Genomic DNA, 15,003 nt, shown 5'->3' with positions numbered 1-15,003 from the left:
GGCTCAGGCCACGTACAGGTCGCTCGGCACGCCCCCGTACGGAATGGTGCGATCCCGCCGCATGCCGGCCCGCTCCGCGACCTTCCGCGACGGCTCGTTGGTGTCGCGGATGACCGCGACCACCGTCCCCACCGACTTCCCCACGTCAAGGGCGGCCCTGGCGAGTTCCAGCGCGTAGCCGTGCCCCCACGCGGAGGGCCGGAACCGGTAATAGAGGTTGAGCACGTGCCGCTCGTCCACGATGGCGTGCCGCAGCCCGCCGAAGCCCAGCACGTGGGAGTCGCCGAGCCGCCGCGCGGCCCAGTAGCCGAGGCCGCGTTCGTCCCAGTCGTCGAGCCACAGGCCGAGCATGGCCCGGCTGGACTCGATGTCGGTGACGGGTCCGCTGGGATGGTAGACGCTGGTGCGCGGGTCGGAGTGGATCTCGTGTACGGCGTCCAGATCGTCAACCGTCACCCGAGACAGGACCAGACGCGCCGTCTGCACCATTTCCATGCTTTTAGGGTATTTCGCCAGGGCACGAGGACGGCACAAGCCCCGGCGAACCCCTACTTCTTGGCCTTCTCGCCGCCGGAGTCGGTGGACAGCGCGGCGACGAAGGCCTCCTGGGGCACCTCGACCCGGCCGACCATCTTCATCCGCTTCTTGCCTTCCTTCTGCTTCTCCAGCAGCTTCCGCTTACGGGAGATGTCACCGCCGTAGCACTTAGCGAGGACGTCCTTACGGATGGCGCGGATGTTCTCGCGGGCGATGACCCTGGCCCCGATGGCGGCCTGGATCGGCACCTCGAACTGCTGCCGCGGGATCAGCTCACGCAGTTTCTTGGCCATGTCGACGCCATAGGCGTACGCCTTGTCCTTGTGGACGATGGCGCTGAAGGCGTCGACCGCCTCACCCTGCAGCAGGATGTCGACCTTGACGAGCTCGGCCTCCTGCTCGCCCGCGGGCTCGTAGTCGAGCGAGGCGTAGCCGCGGGTGCGCGACTTGAGCTGGTCGAAGAAGTCGAAGATAATCTCGCCGAGCGGCAGCGTGTAGCGGATCTCGACGCGGTCTTCCGACAGGTAGTCCATGCCGAGGAGCTGGCCGCGCCGCCCCTGGCAGATCTCCATGATCGCGCCGATGAACTCGGCGGGCGCGAGGATCGTGGACTTGGTGACCGGCTCGAAGACCTGCGCGATCTTGCCGCCGGAGGGGAACTCGGACGGGTTGGTGACCGTCAGCTCCTTGCCGTCCTCCATGACCACGCGGTAGACGACGTTGGGCGCGGTGGAGATGAGCGACAGCCCGAACTCGCGCTCCAGCCGCTCGCGCACGATCTCCATGTGCAGCAGCCCGAGGAACCCCACGCGGAAGCCGAACCCGAGCGCCGCCGACGTCTCCGGCTCGTAGACCAGCGCGGCGTCGTTGAGCTGCAGCTTGTCGAGCGCCTCACGCAGCTCGGGGTATTCGTCGCCGTCGATCGGATAAAGCCCGGAGAACACCATGGGCTTGGGGTGCTCGTAGCCGGCCAGCATCTCGCCCGCGGGCTTGGCGGCCGAGGTGACGGTGTCGCCGACCCGCGACTGGCGGACGTCCTTCACGCCGGTGATGAGGTAGCCCACCTCGCCGACGCCGAGCCCGAGCTCGGCGGGCTTGGGCTCGGGCGAGATGACGCCGATCTCAAGCGTCTCGTGGGTGGCGCTGGTCGACATCATGAGGATGCGCTCGCGCTTGCCGAGGTGGCCGTCCACGACGCGGACGTACGTCACCACGCCGCGGTAGGTGTCGTAGACGGAGTCGAAGATGAGCGCCCGCGCGGCCTGGTCGGCCCGGCCGACGGGTGCGGGCACCGTCTGGACCACGTGGTCGAGCAGCTCGCGTACGCCCTCACCGGTCTTGCCCGACACCTTGAGCACGTCGGAGGGGTCGCACCCGATGAGCCCCGCCAGCTCCTCGGCGAACTTCTCCGGCTGCGCCGCCGGCAGGTCGATCTTGTTGAGGACGGGGATGATGTGCAGGTCGGCGTTCATGGCCAGATAGAGGTTGGCCAAAGTCTGCGCCTCGATGCCCTGGGCGGCGTCGACCAGCAGGATGGCGCCCTCGCACGCCTGCAGCGAGCGCGACACCTCATAGGTGAAGTCGACGTGGCCGGGCGTGTCGATCATGTTGAGCACGTGACCGTCCCACGGCAGCCGCACGGCCTGCGACTTGATCGTGATGCCGCGTTCGCGCTCGATGTCCATCCTGTCGAGGTATTGCGCCCGCATGGTGCGGTCGTCGACCACGCCGGTGATCTGCAGCATCCGGTCGGCAAGCGTCGACTTGCCATGGTCGATATGCGCGATGATGCAGAAGTTGCGGATCAACGCGGGGTCGGTCTGGCCAGGCTGAGTGCGCACCGAAGTCCGTTTCGACAGGGTTGAGGTCAAGCAGTCTTCCATGGTGACATGCCCGGGTGATTGCCCGAACCGTCATCCGCCGCGGCCTGCGCCTGATCGCGCTTGCCTTGGCCGTCCTGGTCGCGCTGGCCGGCCTGCTCGCCGCAGCGCTCCGCCTCCAGTTTACCGGTGCGCCGGCGGCCTGGGCGAAGAGCACAGGCAACGACGCCCTCTGGCTCGGCCACGCGTGGGTGGACGGCCGCCGCACCGAGCGTGACCTGGAGCAGCTCGCCGTACGGCTGCGCGCCACAGGCATCAAGGACCTGTACGTCCACTCCGGCCCGTTCGAGGCGGACGGCCGATTAAATCCAGCTAAATACCCCAACGCCGGAAATTTCGTCCAATGGGTGCGAAAACACCTCCCCGGCCTCCGCGTCTCCGCCTGGCTCGGCCAGAAGGTGGACGGCACCCTCGACCTCGACGACCCCCGCTCCCGCACGAACGTCCTGACCAGCGTCGCCGCCATCATGAACCAGGGCTTCGACGGCATCCACTACAACTTCGAGCCCATCGGCGACGGCGACACCGAGTTCCTGGAGTTGCTGGAGCAGACGAGGCGACACACCCGCCTGCTGTCGACCTCGACCCCCCAGCTGGAGCCCTACTGGGGCCTGCGCCTGGCCGCCAGAGCCGCGCTGGGCCACGACAAGTACTGGTCGCAGGGCTACTTCCAGGAGGTCGCCGCCCGGGTGGACCAGGTGGCGGTCATGACGTACGACTCCTTCACCCCGCTCCAGTCCCTGTACGGCGGCCACGTCGCCCGCCAGGCCAGGCTCGCCCTGGACCTGGTGCCGCAGGACAAGACCCTCTACATCGGCGCGCCCGCGTACCACGACCACGGCGTACCCTGGCTGGACGGAGCCGAGAGCGTGGCGATGGCCGCGGAGGGCGCCCGGCTGGCGCTGACCGGCCACGGCAGGCGCGAGCGCTTCGGTCTGGCCCTCTATGTCGACTTCGCCGCGACGGAAGAGGACTGGCACGAGTACATGACACGATGGCATTGATTTGAGCAGCCGCCTCAGTTATTGGTAGCCTGGGCTACTGCGTGTGGCGCGCCCTCTCTCGAGCCCGCGCGCCCCATCCATCACTCAGACTTTCACCGAGGCTTCTTCGTGGCGAACATCAAGTCCCAGATCAAGCGCAACAAGCAGAACGAGAAGGCTCGCCTGCGCAACAAGGCGGTCAAGTCGTCCCTGAAGACGGCCGTCCGCAAGTTCCGCGAGGCCGCCGAGCAGGGTGACGTCGAGCAGGCCGCGGCCCTTCAGCGGGTCGCCGCCCGCCAGCTCGACAAGGCCGTGAGCAAGGGCGTCATCCACAAGAACCAGGCCGCCAACCGCAAGTCCGCGATCGCCAAGCAGGCCGCGGCGCTGGCCGCCAAGTAAGCAGCGACGCCGCGGCAGCGGCTACGGCGCTTCTCGACGCCGCACTCCACATGTCCGGAGTGCGGCGTTCTTGTCGTCTCTGGGGCCGTTTTGTCACAGTTTCGATATCACACAGCCGTATCGGGTGAGTCACCGTTGCAGAGATCACCTTGCCCGTCACCTGCGCCATCCCCGAAGGTGCACTAAACACGATAAAGGGGGATGCATGCGGGGGCCGTTGGTCGTCAAAAGGGCGCTCAGCGAGCCGCTGCTTCTCCTGGCCGCGTTCGGGTCGATCCTGCTCGCCACCACCACGCTGGTGGCGCTCACCATGTACGCCTCCTCCATCGCCGACGCGGGCGTCCGCAGGACGATGGAGACGGCCTCCTACGAACAGACCGCCGCCACGGTCAGCGCCCCCGTCACGGCCAAGACGTTCCCCGAGTTCGACAAGGCCGTACGCGCGGAGCTCACCGCCGCCTACACCCGCCCGCCCGAGCTGAGCACCAGCTTCCGCTCCGACTCCTACACCATGCCGGGCCAGGAGGACAGGCAGCGGCCCGAGCTGCTGCGCTTCGGCGGCTACGACGGCCTTGACCGGCAGGCGCGGCTGGTCAGCGGTGCCTGGCCGCAGCCGGGCGACGACCCGGTGCAGGCGGTCATCTCGCTGTCGGCGGCCTCGGAGACCGGGTTCAAGGTCGGGCAGGAGTTCACCACGCGCGGCCGGCTCGACAGCCGTCCCGTGCGGGTGCGCGTGGTCGGTGTGTTCCAGCTCGACGACCCGTTCGGGGCGCGCTGGGCGGGCGAGCAGCTGCTCAGCCGGGGCGTCGAGCGCGGCGACTTCACCACGTACGGGCCGCTGATGGTGCCCCGCGAGACGTTCATCGCCCGCTTCGCCACCAACGTGAACGCCACCTGGACCGCCGTCCCCGACCTGCGCGCGCTCACCCCCGAGCAGCTGCGCCCGATGGCCGGCGCGGTCGCCGGCCTGGAGCAACGGCTGAAGGCGGCCGGCTGCGGCAGCTGCGTCGCCGCGAGCCACCTGCCCGAGATCCTCACCCAGCTCGACACCGCCTCGCTGGTCGCCCGCTCCACGATGCTGATCCCGGTGCTGCAGCTGCTGTTGCTGGCCGCGTACGCGCTGATGCTGACCGCGCGGCTGCTGGCCGACCACCGCCGCATGGAGGTGGCGCTGCTGCGCTCGCGCGGCGCGGGGACCGTGCGGCTGGCGGTGCTGGCGGGCGGTGAGGCGCTGCTGGTGGCGCTGCCGTGCGCGGTGATCGCGCCGTTCCTCGGCCCGCCGCTGCTGGCCGCGATCAACCGGCTGCCGTGGATCGAGGCCGCCGGGGTGCGGCTGTCGCCGTCGGCCGACCTGGGGACGTTCCTCGTGTCGTTCGGGGTGGCGCTGGCCGCGGCCGTGCTGCTGATGGCGCCGGCGCTGGCCGGGGCGCGGCGGACGTACGTGGAGGAGCAGGCGGCGCGCGGGCGCGGCGGCGGGCGCGGCCTCATCGAACGGGCGGGCGCCGACCTCGCGCTGCTGGTCGTGGCCGGGCTCGCGATCTGGCAGCTGCAGCGCTACGGCGCGCCCGTGACCACGACGGCCACCGGCGGCCTGGGCATCGACCCGCTGATCATCTCGGGGCCCGCGCTGGCCCTGCTCACCGGCGGCATGCTGGGGCTGCGGCTGGTGCCGCGGGTGTCCAAGCTGGCCGAGAAGATCACTTCCAGGCGGCCCGCGCTCGCCCCCGCCCTCGGCGCGTGGCAGGTGAGCAGGCGCCCGCTCAAGTACGCCGGGCCCGCGCTGCTGCTCACGATGGCCATCGCGATCGGCATCGTGTCGCTGGCGACCGCAGCGACCTGGCGTACGTCCCAGCTCGACCAGGCCCGCCACCAGGCCGGGGCCGACCTGCGGCTGTCAGGGCCGCCGGACGGTCCCGAGCTGGGCGCGCTCGGGCGCGGCACCGCCTTCACCACGCTGCCCGGCATCGGCGCCGCGTCGCCCGGCTTCCGCGGGCAGGCGGACGTCGGCGGCGAGAACGCGATGCTGGTCACGCTCGACGCGAGCAAGCTCGGCGAGCTGTTCCACCTGCGCCCCGACCTGTCCGACAAGCCGGTGAGCGAGCTGTCGCGGACGCTGACCGGCAACCGTATGGACCGGTTCGAGCTGCCGGGGAAGCCCGCCACGCTCACCGTGAACGCCGAGGCGAGCGACGAGGTGGCGGCGCGGCTGGTGCTCACCGACGCGCTCGGCGTCTGGCGGGACGTGCCGCTCGGCGTCCTCAAGGCGGGCACCAGCCAGGTCGAGGTGGACCTGCGGGCGCTGGCCGGGCGGAAGGGGCAGATCACCTACCCGGTGTCGCTGCTCGGCGTGATCGCCGGGGCGCCCTCGGGCAGCGCGACGCTCAAGGTGACCGGGCTGAGCGCCGACGGGCAGCAGGTGACCGCGCCGCCGCTGACCATGGAGGCCGAGCTCAGCAGCGCCGCGACGTTCGTCCAAGGAGCCCAGCCGGGGCCGATGCCGGTGGTGCTGACCGCCGACCTGGCCGCCGCGCTCAAGCTCTCCCCCGGGCAGTCGGGGCGGGTCAGCATCGACCGCCGGGTGCTGCAGGTGAAGGTCGCGGGCGTCGTCGAGAGCATGCCGACCACCACGGCCGGGCAGCAGGCCGTACTCGCCGACTGGGAGACGATGCAGGCGTACGAGCTGGCTTTGGCCCAGCCACCGAGGCCCGCCACCGAATGGTGGCTGGGCACCGACGACCCCGGCGCCGCCACGGCCGCGCTCAAGAGCCACCCCGAATGGGACGTCACCGTGCTCGACCAGCGCGCACTCGCCGCCACCCTCCAGGACGACCCGCTGGCCAGCGGGCTCCAGGGGGCGCTCATGCTGGGCTTCCTCGCGGCGCTGGTGTTCGCGGCGCTCGGCTTCCTGGTGAACGCGGCCGTCGCGGCGCGTGAGCGGATGGCCGAGTTCGCGATCCTGCGGGCGCTCGGAGTGAGCCCGCGGCAGGTGTTCGGGATGCTGGCCATGGAGCAGGCGTTCGTCGTCGGGCTGTCGCTGCTGGCCGGCACCGGGCTCGCGATCGTCGTGGGAGAGCTGGTCGTGCCGCACATCGTGCTCACCGGGCAGGCCGCGGCCGTGACGCCCGGCGTGCTGCTCGACATCCCCTGGGCGGCGACCGCCCTCATGCTGGTGCTGGTGACGGCAGTGCTGTTCGCGATCCTCGCCGGGCTGGCACGCACCGTACGCGGCCAGGGCCTCAGCCTTCGGGAGGAACAGTGAGGACGTGGCTGCTCGCCCGGGTGCACCTGGGCCCGCTGGCCGTGCTCTTCGCGCTGACGTTGAGCGCCTGCCTGCTGGTCGCCGGGCTGCCGCGAGCCACGGAATCGGCGTACGACCAGGCGCTGCAGCGCGCGCTGACCGGCGCGCCCGGCGTGCAGACCGACCTGACGGTCACCGTCGGGTCCTGGTCACCGGCGCTCGACCTGCGCGAACGCGCCCAGTTCGACACGCGCGACCGCCTCTGGCACGAGATCCTGCCCGCCGGACTGCGTCCCCTGGTGACCGGGCCCGGCCACGCGAGCGCCAAGACCACGCTCACCCCCATCGCCGGCACCGGCGGCTCGTCCTACCTCAACGTGGGCTGGCTGTCCGACGCCGACCGGCGCGTCGAATGGGTGCGCGGCCGCGCCCCCGGCGCGTCCTCGACCATGCGGTACGAGGGCGAGACGATCCCCGTGTTCGAGGCCGGGATCGTCGATGAGGCCGAGCGGGAGATGGGCCTCGGCATCGGCAAGACCACGGTGATCGGCGAGCACGACTACGCCGCCGTCAAGATCGTCGGCATCTTCCGTGCCAAGCAGCCCGACGACCGCTACTGGTCGCACCACAACGACCTCGTGCACGTGCTGAAGCAGCAGCCGCCGGGCAGCCTCGACTTCGAGAAGCACGCCACGGCCCTGCTGTCCGACGCCGGGCTGGCCGTCCTGAGCGGCGAGGGACGCAACCTGGCCTACCGGTGGACGCTGCCGCTCGACCCCCGCGGGGCGACCGCGCTGGCGGTGCCGGGGCTGCTCGACGACGTCGCCGAGTTCGGCCGGGTCGTGGACGTCCAGTCGAACGGGCCCGTCAGCCCGTACCGGCTGGAGACCGGGCTGCCCAACCTGCTCACCGGGTTCCAGGCGGAGCTGTCCACCGCGCAGACCGTGATGTCCCTCGTGCTCGGCGGGCTGCTCGCGGTCGCGCTCGGCGTGATCGTGCTGGCCCTGCAGCTGCTGGCCGACCGGCTCGACCACACGTTGTCGCTGGCCAGGGCACGTGGCGGGTCGCTGGCGCAGGTGGCCCGCACGGCGGCCGGGCTGACCGCCGTCGCCGTCGTGCCGGGGGCCGTCGCGGGGTACGCGCTGTCGTACCTGGTGCCGGGGCCCGTGCTGCCGATCGTGCACGCGGGGCCGGTGTTCGTGGTGCTGGTGGCCGTCGGCTTCGCCGCCGCCCGGCTCGCGCTGGCCCACCGCACCCCCCTGCACGAGCGGCGCGAGGACGTCGCCACCGCGCGGCCGTCCGCCCGGCGGATCACGCTGGAGGTGCTCATCGTCGTCCTGGCCGTGGCGGGGGCGTACCTGCTGCGGGCCAGAGGGCTGAGCGCGTCGGCGGGGCAGGATCCGTTCCTGCTGGTGGTGCCGGTCGCGCTGACCGTGGCGGCGGCGCTGGTGACGTTGCGCTGCTACCCGTACCCCCTGCGGCTGATCGTCCGGCTGGCCGCGCGCGGGCGGGCCGCGGTGCCGTTCCTGGGGCTGACCAGGGCGGCGCGGGCGCGGGCCGCCGCCGTCCTGCCGGTGCTGATCCTGCTGCCCGCGCTGGCCGTGTCGGTCTTCGCCGCCGTCGTCACCGACGGCATCGCCGGCACCCAGCGGCTGGCGTCCTGGCAGCAGACCGGCGCGCCGATCAAGGTGACGTCCGAGATCGAGATCCCGGCCGAGACGATCGACAAGATCCGCGCGGTGCCCGGCGTCGAGCAGGTCGTGCTCGCCCAGCGGGGCCAGGTCCAGGTCGGGTACGGCGCCGAGCGGGCCGAGGCGCTCGCCGTGGACGTCGCCCAATGGCGCTCGATCCTGGCCGACGCGCCCGTGAGCGTGCCGCCGCTGTCGGAAGGCGTGCTGGTCTCCCCCGAGCTGCGCGGGCGCGGCACGCTCGACCTCGGCTGGCAGTCCCGGCTCAAGCTGCCCACCCGCGGCGTCGTCGAGTCGGTGCCCGGCTTCTTCACCAAGGGCAAGTTCCTCATCGTGCCGATCGGCGTCCAGCTTCGCCCCGCCGTGAACACGCTGCTCATCAAGGGCGACGCGGACGTGGCCGAGCTGGCCGCGCTCGCGCCGTCGGCCACCGTCATCTCCCAGGAGGGCGCGCTGGCCGCCATCCAGGAAGACCCGCTGACCAGCACCGTACGCACGACGCTGGCCATCGTGACCGCCGCGCTGGCCGGTTACGCGCTGCTCGCCGTCGTCCTGACGCTCATCGTCGGCGCGGCCGACCGCGCCAGGGCGGTCTCCTTCCTGCGTACGCTGGGCCTGTCCGACCGGCAGGCGCAGCGGCTCACCGTCCTGGAGATCATGCCCATGATCATCGTCACCGCGCTGGCCGGACTGTGCCTCGGCCTGGCGCTGCCCGCCGCGCTCGGGCCCGGCGTCGACCTGTCGTCCTACGCCGGTGACCTGCCCGTCGGCGACTACTCACCCGACCCCGTCCTGCCCAGCGCGCTGGCCGCCGGACTCGCCGTCGTCGCCGTGCTCGGCGCGTACGTCCACACCGCCATCAGCCGCCGCCGCAGTCTCGGCGCCGTCCTTCGAGTGGGGGACCTCACATGAACCCGACACTGTCCGAGCTGGAAGCCAAGGCCACGAAGGAGAAGGCCGCGTTCGGCGGGGACGCGCACATCGTGTGCGACAACCTCGTCCGCATCTACAAGACCGAGGGCGTCGAGGTCGTCGCGCTGCAGGGGCTCGACCTCGTCATCGACAAGGGCGAGCTGGTCGCCATCGTCGGCGCCTCGGGGTCCGGCAAGTCCACGCTGCTCAACGTGCTGTCCGGGCTCGACGTGCCGACCGCGGGCGTGGCCAGGGTGGCCGGCATGGACCTGCTGTCGATGACCGCGCGCGACCGGCTGCGCTACCGGCGTTCGGTCGTGGGCTTCATCTGGCAGCAGACCGCGCGGAACCTGCTGCCGTACCTGACCGCCAAGGAGAACGTCGAGCTGCCGATGAAGCTGGCCGGCAAGCTCCGCCGCGAACGCGCCGGCGAGCTGCTCGACCTGCTCGGCGTCGCCTCCTGTGCCGACCGCAGGCCGCCCGAGATGTCCGGCGGGCAGCAGCAGCGCGTCGCCATCGCCGTCGCCCTGGCCAACTCGCCGCAGCTCATCCTGGCCGACGAGCCCACGGGCGAGCTCGACAGCGAGACGTCCGAGCAGGTCTTCGACTCGCTGCGCACCGCCAACAGGGAGCTGGGCGTGACCGTCGTCATCGTGACCCACGACCCGCTGGTGGCCGAGCAGGTGGACCGCACCGTCGGCATCCGCGACGGGCGCACCAGCAGCGAGACCGTACGCCGCGAAGGCGCGGAAGGGCAGATCATCGCCGAGGAGTACGCCGTACTCGACCGCGTCGGACGCCTTCAGCTCCCGCGCGACTTCATGAACGCCCTGGAGATGGAACGACGCGTGCGCCTCGAACTCGAATCCGACCACATCGGCGTGTGGCCCGCCCGAGAGGAGCCGTCCGAATGAGTCAGTCGCCCCTGGTCGAGGTCGAAGGGCTGCGCAAGGTCTACCGAACCGGGCCCAAGGAGGTCGTGGCGCTGCGGGACGTGTCGTTCTCCGTCTTCCCCGGCGAGCTCGTCGCGCTGCGCGGGCGGTCGGGGTCCGGCAAGACCACGCTGCTCAACCAGATCGGCGGCCTGGACAAACCGGACGCCGGCCGGGTGGTCGTGGACGGGCGCGAGATCACCGCCATGTCCGAGGACGAGCTGCTCGCCGTGCGGCGTGACGTCGTCGGGTTCGTGTTCCAGTCGTTCGGGCTGATCCCCGTCCTGTCGGCGGCCGAGAACGTGGGCGTCCCGATGCGGCTGATGCGCGCGCCCGCGGCCGAGCGCGAGGCCAGGGTCCGCATGCTGCTCGCCCTCGTCGGGCTCGAGCAGCACGTCAACCAGCGGCCGTACGAGCTGTCCGGCGGGCAGCGGCAGCGCGTCGCCATCGCCCGCGCCCTGGCCAACCGGCCCCGGCTGCTCGTGGCCGACGAGCCGACCGGGCAGCTCGACTCGCAGACCGGGCGGCAGATCATGGAGCTGCTGCGGGCGCTCGTCCGCAGCGAGGGGGTCACAGCGCTGGTCGCGACCCATGACCCGAGCTTGATGACGGTGGCGGACCGGGTGCTGGAAATCAGCGACGGCGTCGTCCACGAGGCCGCCCTGACCTGAGCCGGCCACCCGCCCTGACCTGAGCCGGCCACGCGCGCTTGCCGGCCCTGCTCACCCGCGCTTGCCGGCCCTGCTCACCTCCGCTGGACGCGTCCTGGCGCCCAGGCGATGGCGATGAGGTTGGCGGCGGCGACCAGCACGCCGCCCACGACCGCCGGCGCGGCGATCCCGGCCACCCCGGCCAGCGGCGCAGCCACCGCCAGCCCGAACGGCCGCGACGCGAACGAGATCAGCTGATCGAACGACCGCACCCGCCCCAGCGCGCTCTCCGGAACCTCGTCGGCCACCACCGTCTCCCACAACGGGCTGAGCAGCCCCAGCCCGAACAGCGCCACGGCGTAGGCCCCTGCCATGACCGGCAGCGGCGCCCCGGCGGCCAGCGCCGCCATCGGGAACACGTAACAGGCCGCCCCGATCTGCACGACGACCAGGGGCCGCCGGACCGGCAGCCGGGGTGCCAGGAACACGCCCAGCACCATCCCGACGGTGCCGCACTGGACGACGAGCGCCCAGCTCGCCTCACCGCCCAGATCCCGTACGGCGACGACCGGCCCCAGCGTCAGGAACAGCCCGGCCATGAAGTGCCACACGCCGTGGCCGACCACGCACGCCACGAACCACGGCCGCCTGCTGATCTCCCGCCACCCCTCGACCAGCTCCCGCCCGAACCCAGGCCCCCGCGCCGCCAGCTCCCGCCCGACCGGGAGCGGCCGGCGGACACCCCCGAACTTCGACGTCAGGACCGGCGCCCGGACACCACCAGACTCCGGCGCCAGGACCGGCGCCCGGACACCGCCGAGCGTCAATGCCGAGCCCGCGAACACCACAGCCGTGACCCCCGCCGCCCACCCAGGCCCGGCGACCACCGTGATCGTCCCGGCGATCGCCGGCGCGGCCACCGCCGACAGGCTCGTCACCACCCCGATCCGCGCGTTCACCCGCAACCGTTCCGGCCCGGGCACCACCGCCACCACGAGCCGCGGCACCGCAGGACTCCCGAACGCGATCGCCACCCCCGCCACCGCCGACAACAGGACGAGATCGGCCACCCGATAGACACCGAGCAGCAGTTCCCCGGCGATGACCGCCTGCGACAGACACCGGGTCAGGTCGGCGAGAAGCACCACCCGCGCAGGCCTGACCCGATCGGCCAGCACCCCGCCCACCGGCAGCAACACCAGCAACGGAACCAGCTCGGCCGCCAGCACCAGACCGAGCTCTCCCTCACCACCCCCGGCCCGCAGCACCGCCAGCGTCAAAGTGGTCGGAATGAGCGCCGTGCCCAGCGCGGACAGGCACCGCCCGACGAGAAGCCGCATCACCATGCCGGCGAGACTATTTCGCCAACGAATATTACGTCAACGAATTAATCACTGCCCTATGCTCCCAGGCATGGAGGACTCGGTCGATCGTCACCTGGCCCGCTGGCGCGGCAAGGCCCCCTTCGACGAACGCGTGGAGGCGATCGTGACCCGCCTGCAGTTCCTGGTGAAACACATCGCCCACACCAAGGAGGCGGCCCTGTCGGAGGTGGGCATGCAGGACTTCGAGCTCGAGACCCTGCACCGCCTCGTCGCCCGCGGGGGCGTGGCGACGCCGTCGGAGCTGGCCGCCGACCTCCTCCTGTCGCCGGCGGGCATGACGGGCCGCCTCGACACGCTGGAACGCTCAGCGCTCGTACGCCGGGTCCGCAGCACCGAGGACCGCCGCCGGGTGGACGTGGAGCTCACCTCGAAGGGTCACGACCTGTGGATGGAGGCCATGACCATCCGCGCCGAGGTCGAAGCCTCCATGGTCAACGCACTGTCCGCTGAGGACCAGGCCCACCTCGACGGCCTTCTCAAGAAGCTGCTCCACAACGCCGAAACCACCCGCTAGGCCGTACTCATGCGTCGAGCTGATGATCCGCCCAGACGTAGGTGACCGGCAGCAACTCAGCGACAGGCACCATCCGAAGGCCGTTCGAGGTGCCGACAATGACCTTGATCTCCGGAAAATAATCGAGCAGAAGCTGCCGGCACCGCCCGCACGGCGGCACGACACCACGATCACGATCCCCCACCGCGACCATGACATCCAGGTCGTAGATCCCCTGCCCAGCCGCCGTACCGACGACGACCATCTCCGCACAGGGCCCACCGGTGAAGTGATAGACGTTCACCCCGGTGACGATTCGCCCATCCCGAGCCCGAGCAGCAGCCGCCATGGTGTGCTTGTCTCCCCGACACCGAGTGGCCGCAACGTGCGCCGCCGCCCGCACCACCTCATCATCAACCCACTCGCCACGCCCGACCATCTTCAGCGCTCCCCCACATCCATCAGGACGCACAGAACCCCGCTCAGCACCAGCGCTCCCCTCCATCAATCGACACGCAGAACCCGCTCAGCACCACTCCCCAGCAGCCCGCCCGGCTACCTCCCCGATCCCCCACGTCGCCACGGCGCCCGGCAATCACCGCCGAGCCCGACACACCCGACACTCCCCGCCCTCAGCCCTGACCTCCTGCCTCAGCCCTCAGCCCTCAGCCCTCAGCCCGAAACCTTTGCCTCCCGTGCCAGCCCAGCCCTTAGCCGACGCGGTGGCCCGCACTCACCGTCCGGTGCGGCTCGCCACAATCACCTGCACCGTGTGCTCCAGGGCGTAAGCCGGATCCGCTCCCCCACCCTTGACCTGCTCATCGGCATGAGCCACCGCCTGGATCGCCCGCGACAGCCCTTCAGGCCCCCACCCGTTGAGCTGCCGCTTCACCCGATCGACCTTCCACGGCGGCATGCCCACATGACTGGCCAGCTGCCCGCCCCGCAGGTTACGAGGCGCGCTGCCGACCTTGGCCAGCGACCGCAACCCACCGGCCAGCGCACTGACCAGCAGCACGGGAGCGACGCCGGTGCCGAGCGCCCACCTCAACTGCTCCAGTGCCTCCGCCAGCCGCCCCTCCACGGCCGAGTCGGCGACGTTGAACCCGGTCACCTCCGCCCGGCCCTTGTGATAGCGAGCCACGGACGCCGCACTGATCGTCTTGTCCTCGGTGTCGAACATCAGCTGCGAACAAGCCGCCGCCAGCTCCCGCAGATCGTTCCCCACCGCGTCCAGCAGAGCCTGAGCCGCATCCCCGGAGATGTTCCGCCCGGCCCGCTTGAACTCCGCCTTGATGAACTCCATCCGCTCACCGGCCTTGGTGACCTTGCTGATCGTGACCAGCTTGGCCCCGGCCTTCTTCACCCCATCGACCAGCGCCTTGCCCTTCACCCCACCCGGGTGGGCGAGCACCATCACGGTGTCCTCGGACGGCTGCTTCGCGTACGCCACGATCTCGGCGATGACGTCCTTGCCGAGATCCTGCGCCCCCCGGATCACCACGACGGACCGATCCCCGAACAACGAAGGGGACGTCAGTTGCGTCAATTCACCGGTCGTGACCTTGCTCCCGACGAGGTCATGCACGTCGACCCCGGGATCGACACTCCTGGCCGCCGCGACGACCCCACTGACCGCCCGCTCGGCCAGCAACTCCTCGTCGCCGACGACCAAGGTCACAGGTGCTGGATCGGTTCCCGCCATGTCAGGCAGCATGCCACGCCCCACCGACAACTAGGTACTCGCGACCCACCACCAAGTCCTCACGCCAAGGATCGCGAAGGAAGCTCAACTCCGGCGTTGGCCACGTGCGAGCGCTCCCGCCCGAACGAGCAGCGGCAGCACCCGCATCACACCGTCGCTCAGCACGCCCGCCAGTATGCCAACCCCAACAAACCACCCAGG

Annotated in this window: 12 protein-coding genes; 7 read left to right on the top strand and 5 right to left on the bottom strand. The window is 71.1% G+C overall.

Translation table 11 applies throughout. The features are described from left to right. Positions 1-3: 3 nt before the first annotated feature. Together ACFFR3_RS38455 and lepA are read right to left on the bottom strand one after the other, a co-directional pair. Positions 4-495: a GNAT family N-acetyltransferase gene (locus tag ACFFR3_RS38455; RefSeq protein WP_364377742.1), complete on the bottom strand. Its 492-nt coding sequence runs from the start codon at positions 493-495 to the stop codon at positions 4-6. 53 nt (positions 496-548) lie between these two features. Next, positions 549-2,420, bottom strand: a complete 1,872-nt coding sequence (gene lepA / locus ACFFR3_RS38450) for a translation elongation factor 4 (protein ID WP_345399073.1) — start codon at positions 2,418-2,420, stop codon at positions 549-551. 14 nt (positions 2,421-2,434) lie between these two features. Here lepA and ACFFR3_RS38445 point away from each other — a divergent pair, with 14 nt between their 5' ends. From ACFFR3_RS38445 to ACFFR3_RS38420, 6 genes are all read left to right on the top strand, one after another. Next, the gene (locus ACFFR3_RS38445; RefSeq protein ID WP_379484735.1) at positions 2,435-3,421 is read left to right on the top strand and encodes a glycoside hydrolase family 18 protein; all 987 of its coding nucleotides are present in this window, start codon (positions 2,435-2,437) and stop codon (positions 3,419-3,421) included. 108 nt (positions 3,422-3,529) lie between these two features. Then, a complete protein-coding gene (rpsT, locus tag ACFFR3_RS38440; RefSeq protein WP_106235424.1) occupies positions 3,530-3,799 on the top strand; it encodes a 30S ribosomal protein S20 in 270 nt (89 codons plus the stop codon). Positions 3,800-4,004: 205 nt separating this feature from the next. Further along, on the top strand, positions 4,005-7,058 hold the full coding sequence (locus tag ACFFR3_RS38435; RefSeq protein ID WP_364377749.1) for an ABC transporter permease: 3,054 nt from the start codon (positions 4,005-4,007) through the stop codon (positions 7,056-7,058). Then, a complete protein-coding gene (locus tag ACFFR3_RS38430; protein WP_379484734.1) occupies positions 7,055-9,637 on the top strand; it encodes an FtsX-like permease family protein in 2,583 nt (860 codons plus the stop codon). The genes ACFFR3_RS38435 and ACFFR3_RS38430 overlap by 4 nt, the downstream gene beginning before the upstream one ends. After that, positions 9,634-10,551, top strand: coding sequence for an ABC transporter ATP-binding protein (locus ACFFR3_RS38425; protein ID WP_364915806.1), 918 nt, complete (start codon positions 9,634-9,636; stop codon positions 10,549-10,551). The genes ACFFR3_RS38430 and ACFFR3_RS38425 overlap by 4 nt, the downstream gene beginning before the upstream one ends. After that, the gene (locus ACFFR3_RS38420; protein WP_345399043.1) at positions 10,548-11,240 is read left to right on the top strand and encodes an ABC transporter ATP-binding protein; all 693 of its coding nucleotides are present in this window, start codon (positions 10,548-10,550) and stop codon (positions 11,238-11,240) included. Before ACFFR3_RS38425 ends, ACFFR3_RS38420 begins: the two co-directional genes overlap by 4 nt. 74 nt (positions 11,241-11,314) lie before the next feature. Here ACFFR3_RS38420 and ACFFR3_RS38415 read toward each other — a convergent pair whose 3' ends face one another. Further along, on the bottom strand, positions 11,315-12,565 hold the full coding sequence (locus ACFFR3_RS38415; protein WP_379484733.1) for an MFS transporter: 1,251 nt from the start codon (positions 12,563-12,565) through the stop codon (positions 11,315-11,317). A gap of 67 nt (positions 12,566-12,632) precedes the next feature. Here ACFFR3_RS38415 and ACFFR3_RS38410 point away from each other — a divergent pair, with 67 nt between their 5' ends. Beyond that, positions 12,633-13,118 carry a MarR family winged helix-turn-helix transcriptional regulator gene (locus ACFFR3_RS38410; protein WP_345399034.1) on the top strand — a complete coding sequence of 162 codons (486 nt, stop codon included), beginning with the start codon at positions 12,633-12,635 and terminating at the stop codon, positions 13,116-13,118. 7 nt (positions 13,119-13,125) lie between these two features. Here ACFFR3_RS38410 and ACFFR3_RS38405 read toward each other — a convergent pair whose 3' ends face one another. Continuing rightward, positions 13,126-13,536 carry a cytidine deaminase family protein gene (locus ACFFR3_RS38405; protein WP_379484732.1) on the bottom strand — a complete coding sequence of 137 codons (411 nt, stop codon included), beginning with the start codon at positions 13,534-13,536 and terminating at the stop codon, positions 13,126-13,128. Between the two features lie 294 nt (positions 13,537-13,830). Beyond that, positions 13,831-14,814, bottom strand: coding sequence for a DNA polymerase III subunit delta (gene holA, locus ACFFR3_RS38400; RefSeq protein ID WP_364377759.1), 984 nt, complete (start codon positions 14,812-14,814; stop codon positions 13,831-13,833). Positions 14,815-15,003: the final 189 nt, after the last annotated feature.

It is taken from the genome of Nonomuraea salmonea (assembly GCF_042428605.1).
Lineage (GTDB): Bacteria > Actinomycetota > Actinomycetes > Streptosporangiales > Streptosporangiaceae > Nonomuraea > Nonomuraea salmonea.
This window is presented reverse-complemented; position numbering and strand designations above follow the sequence as displayed.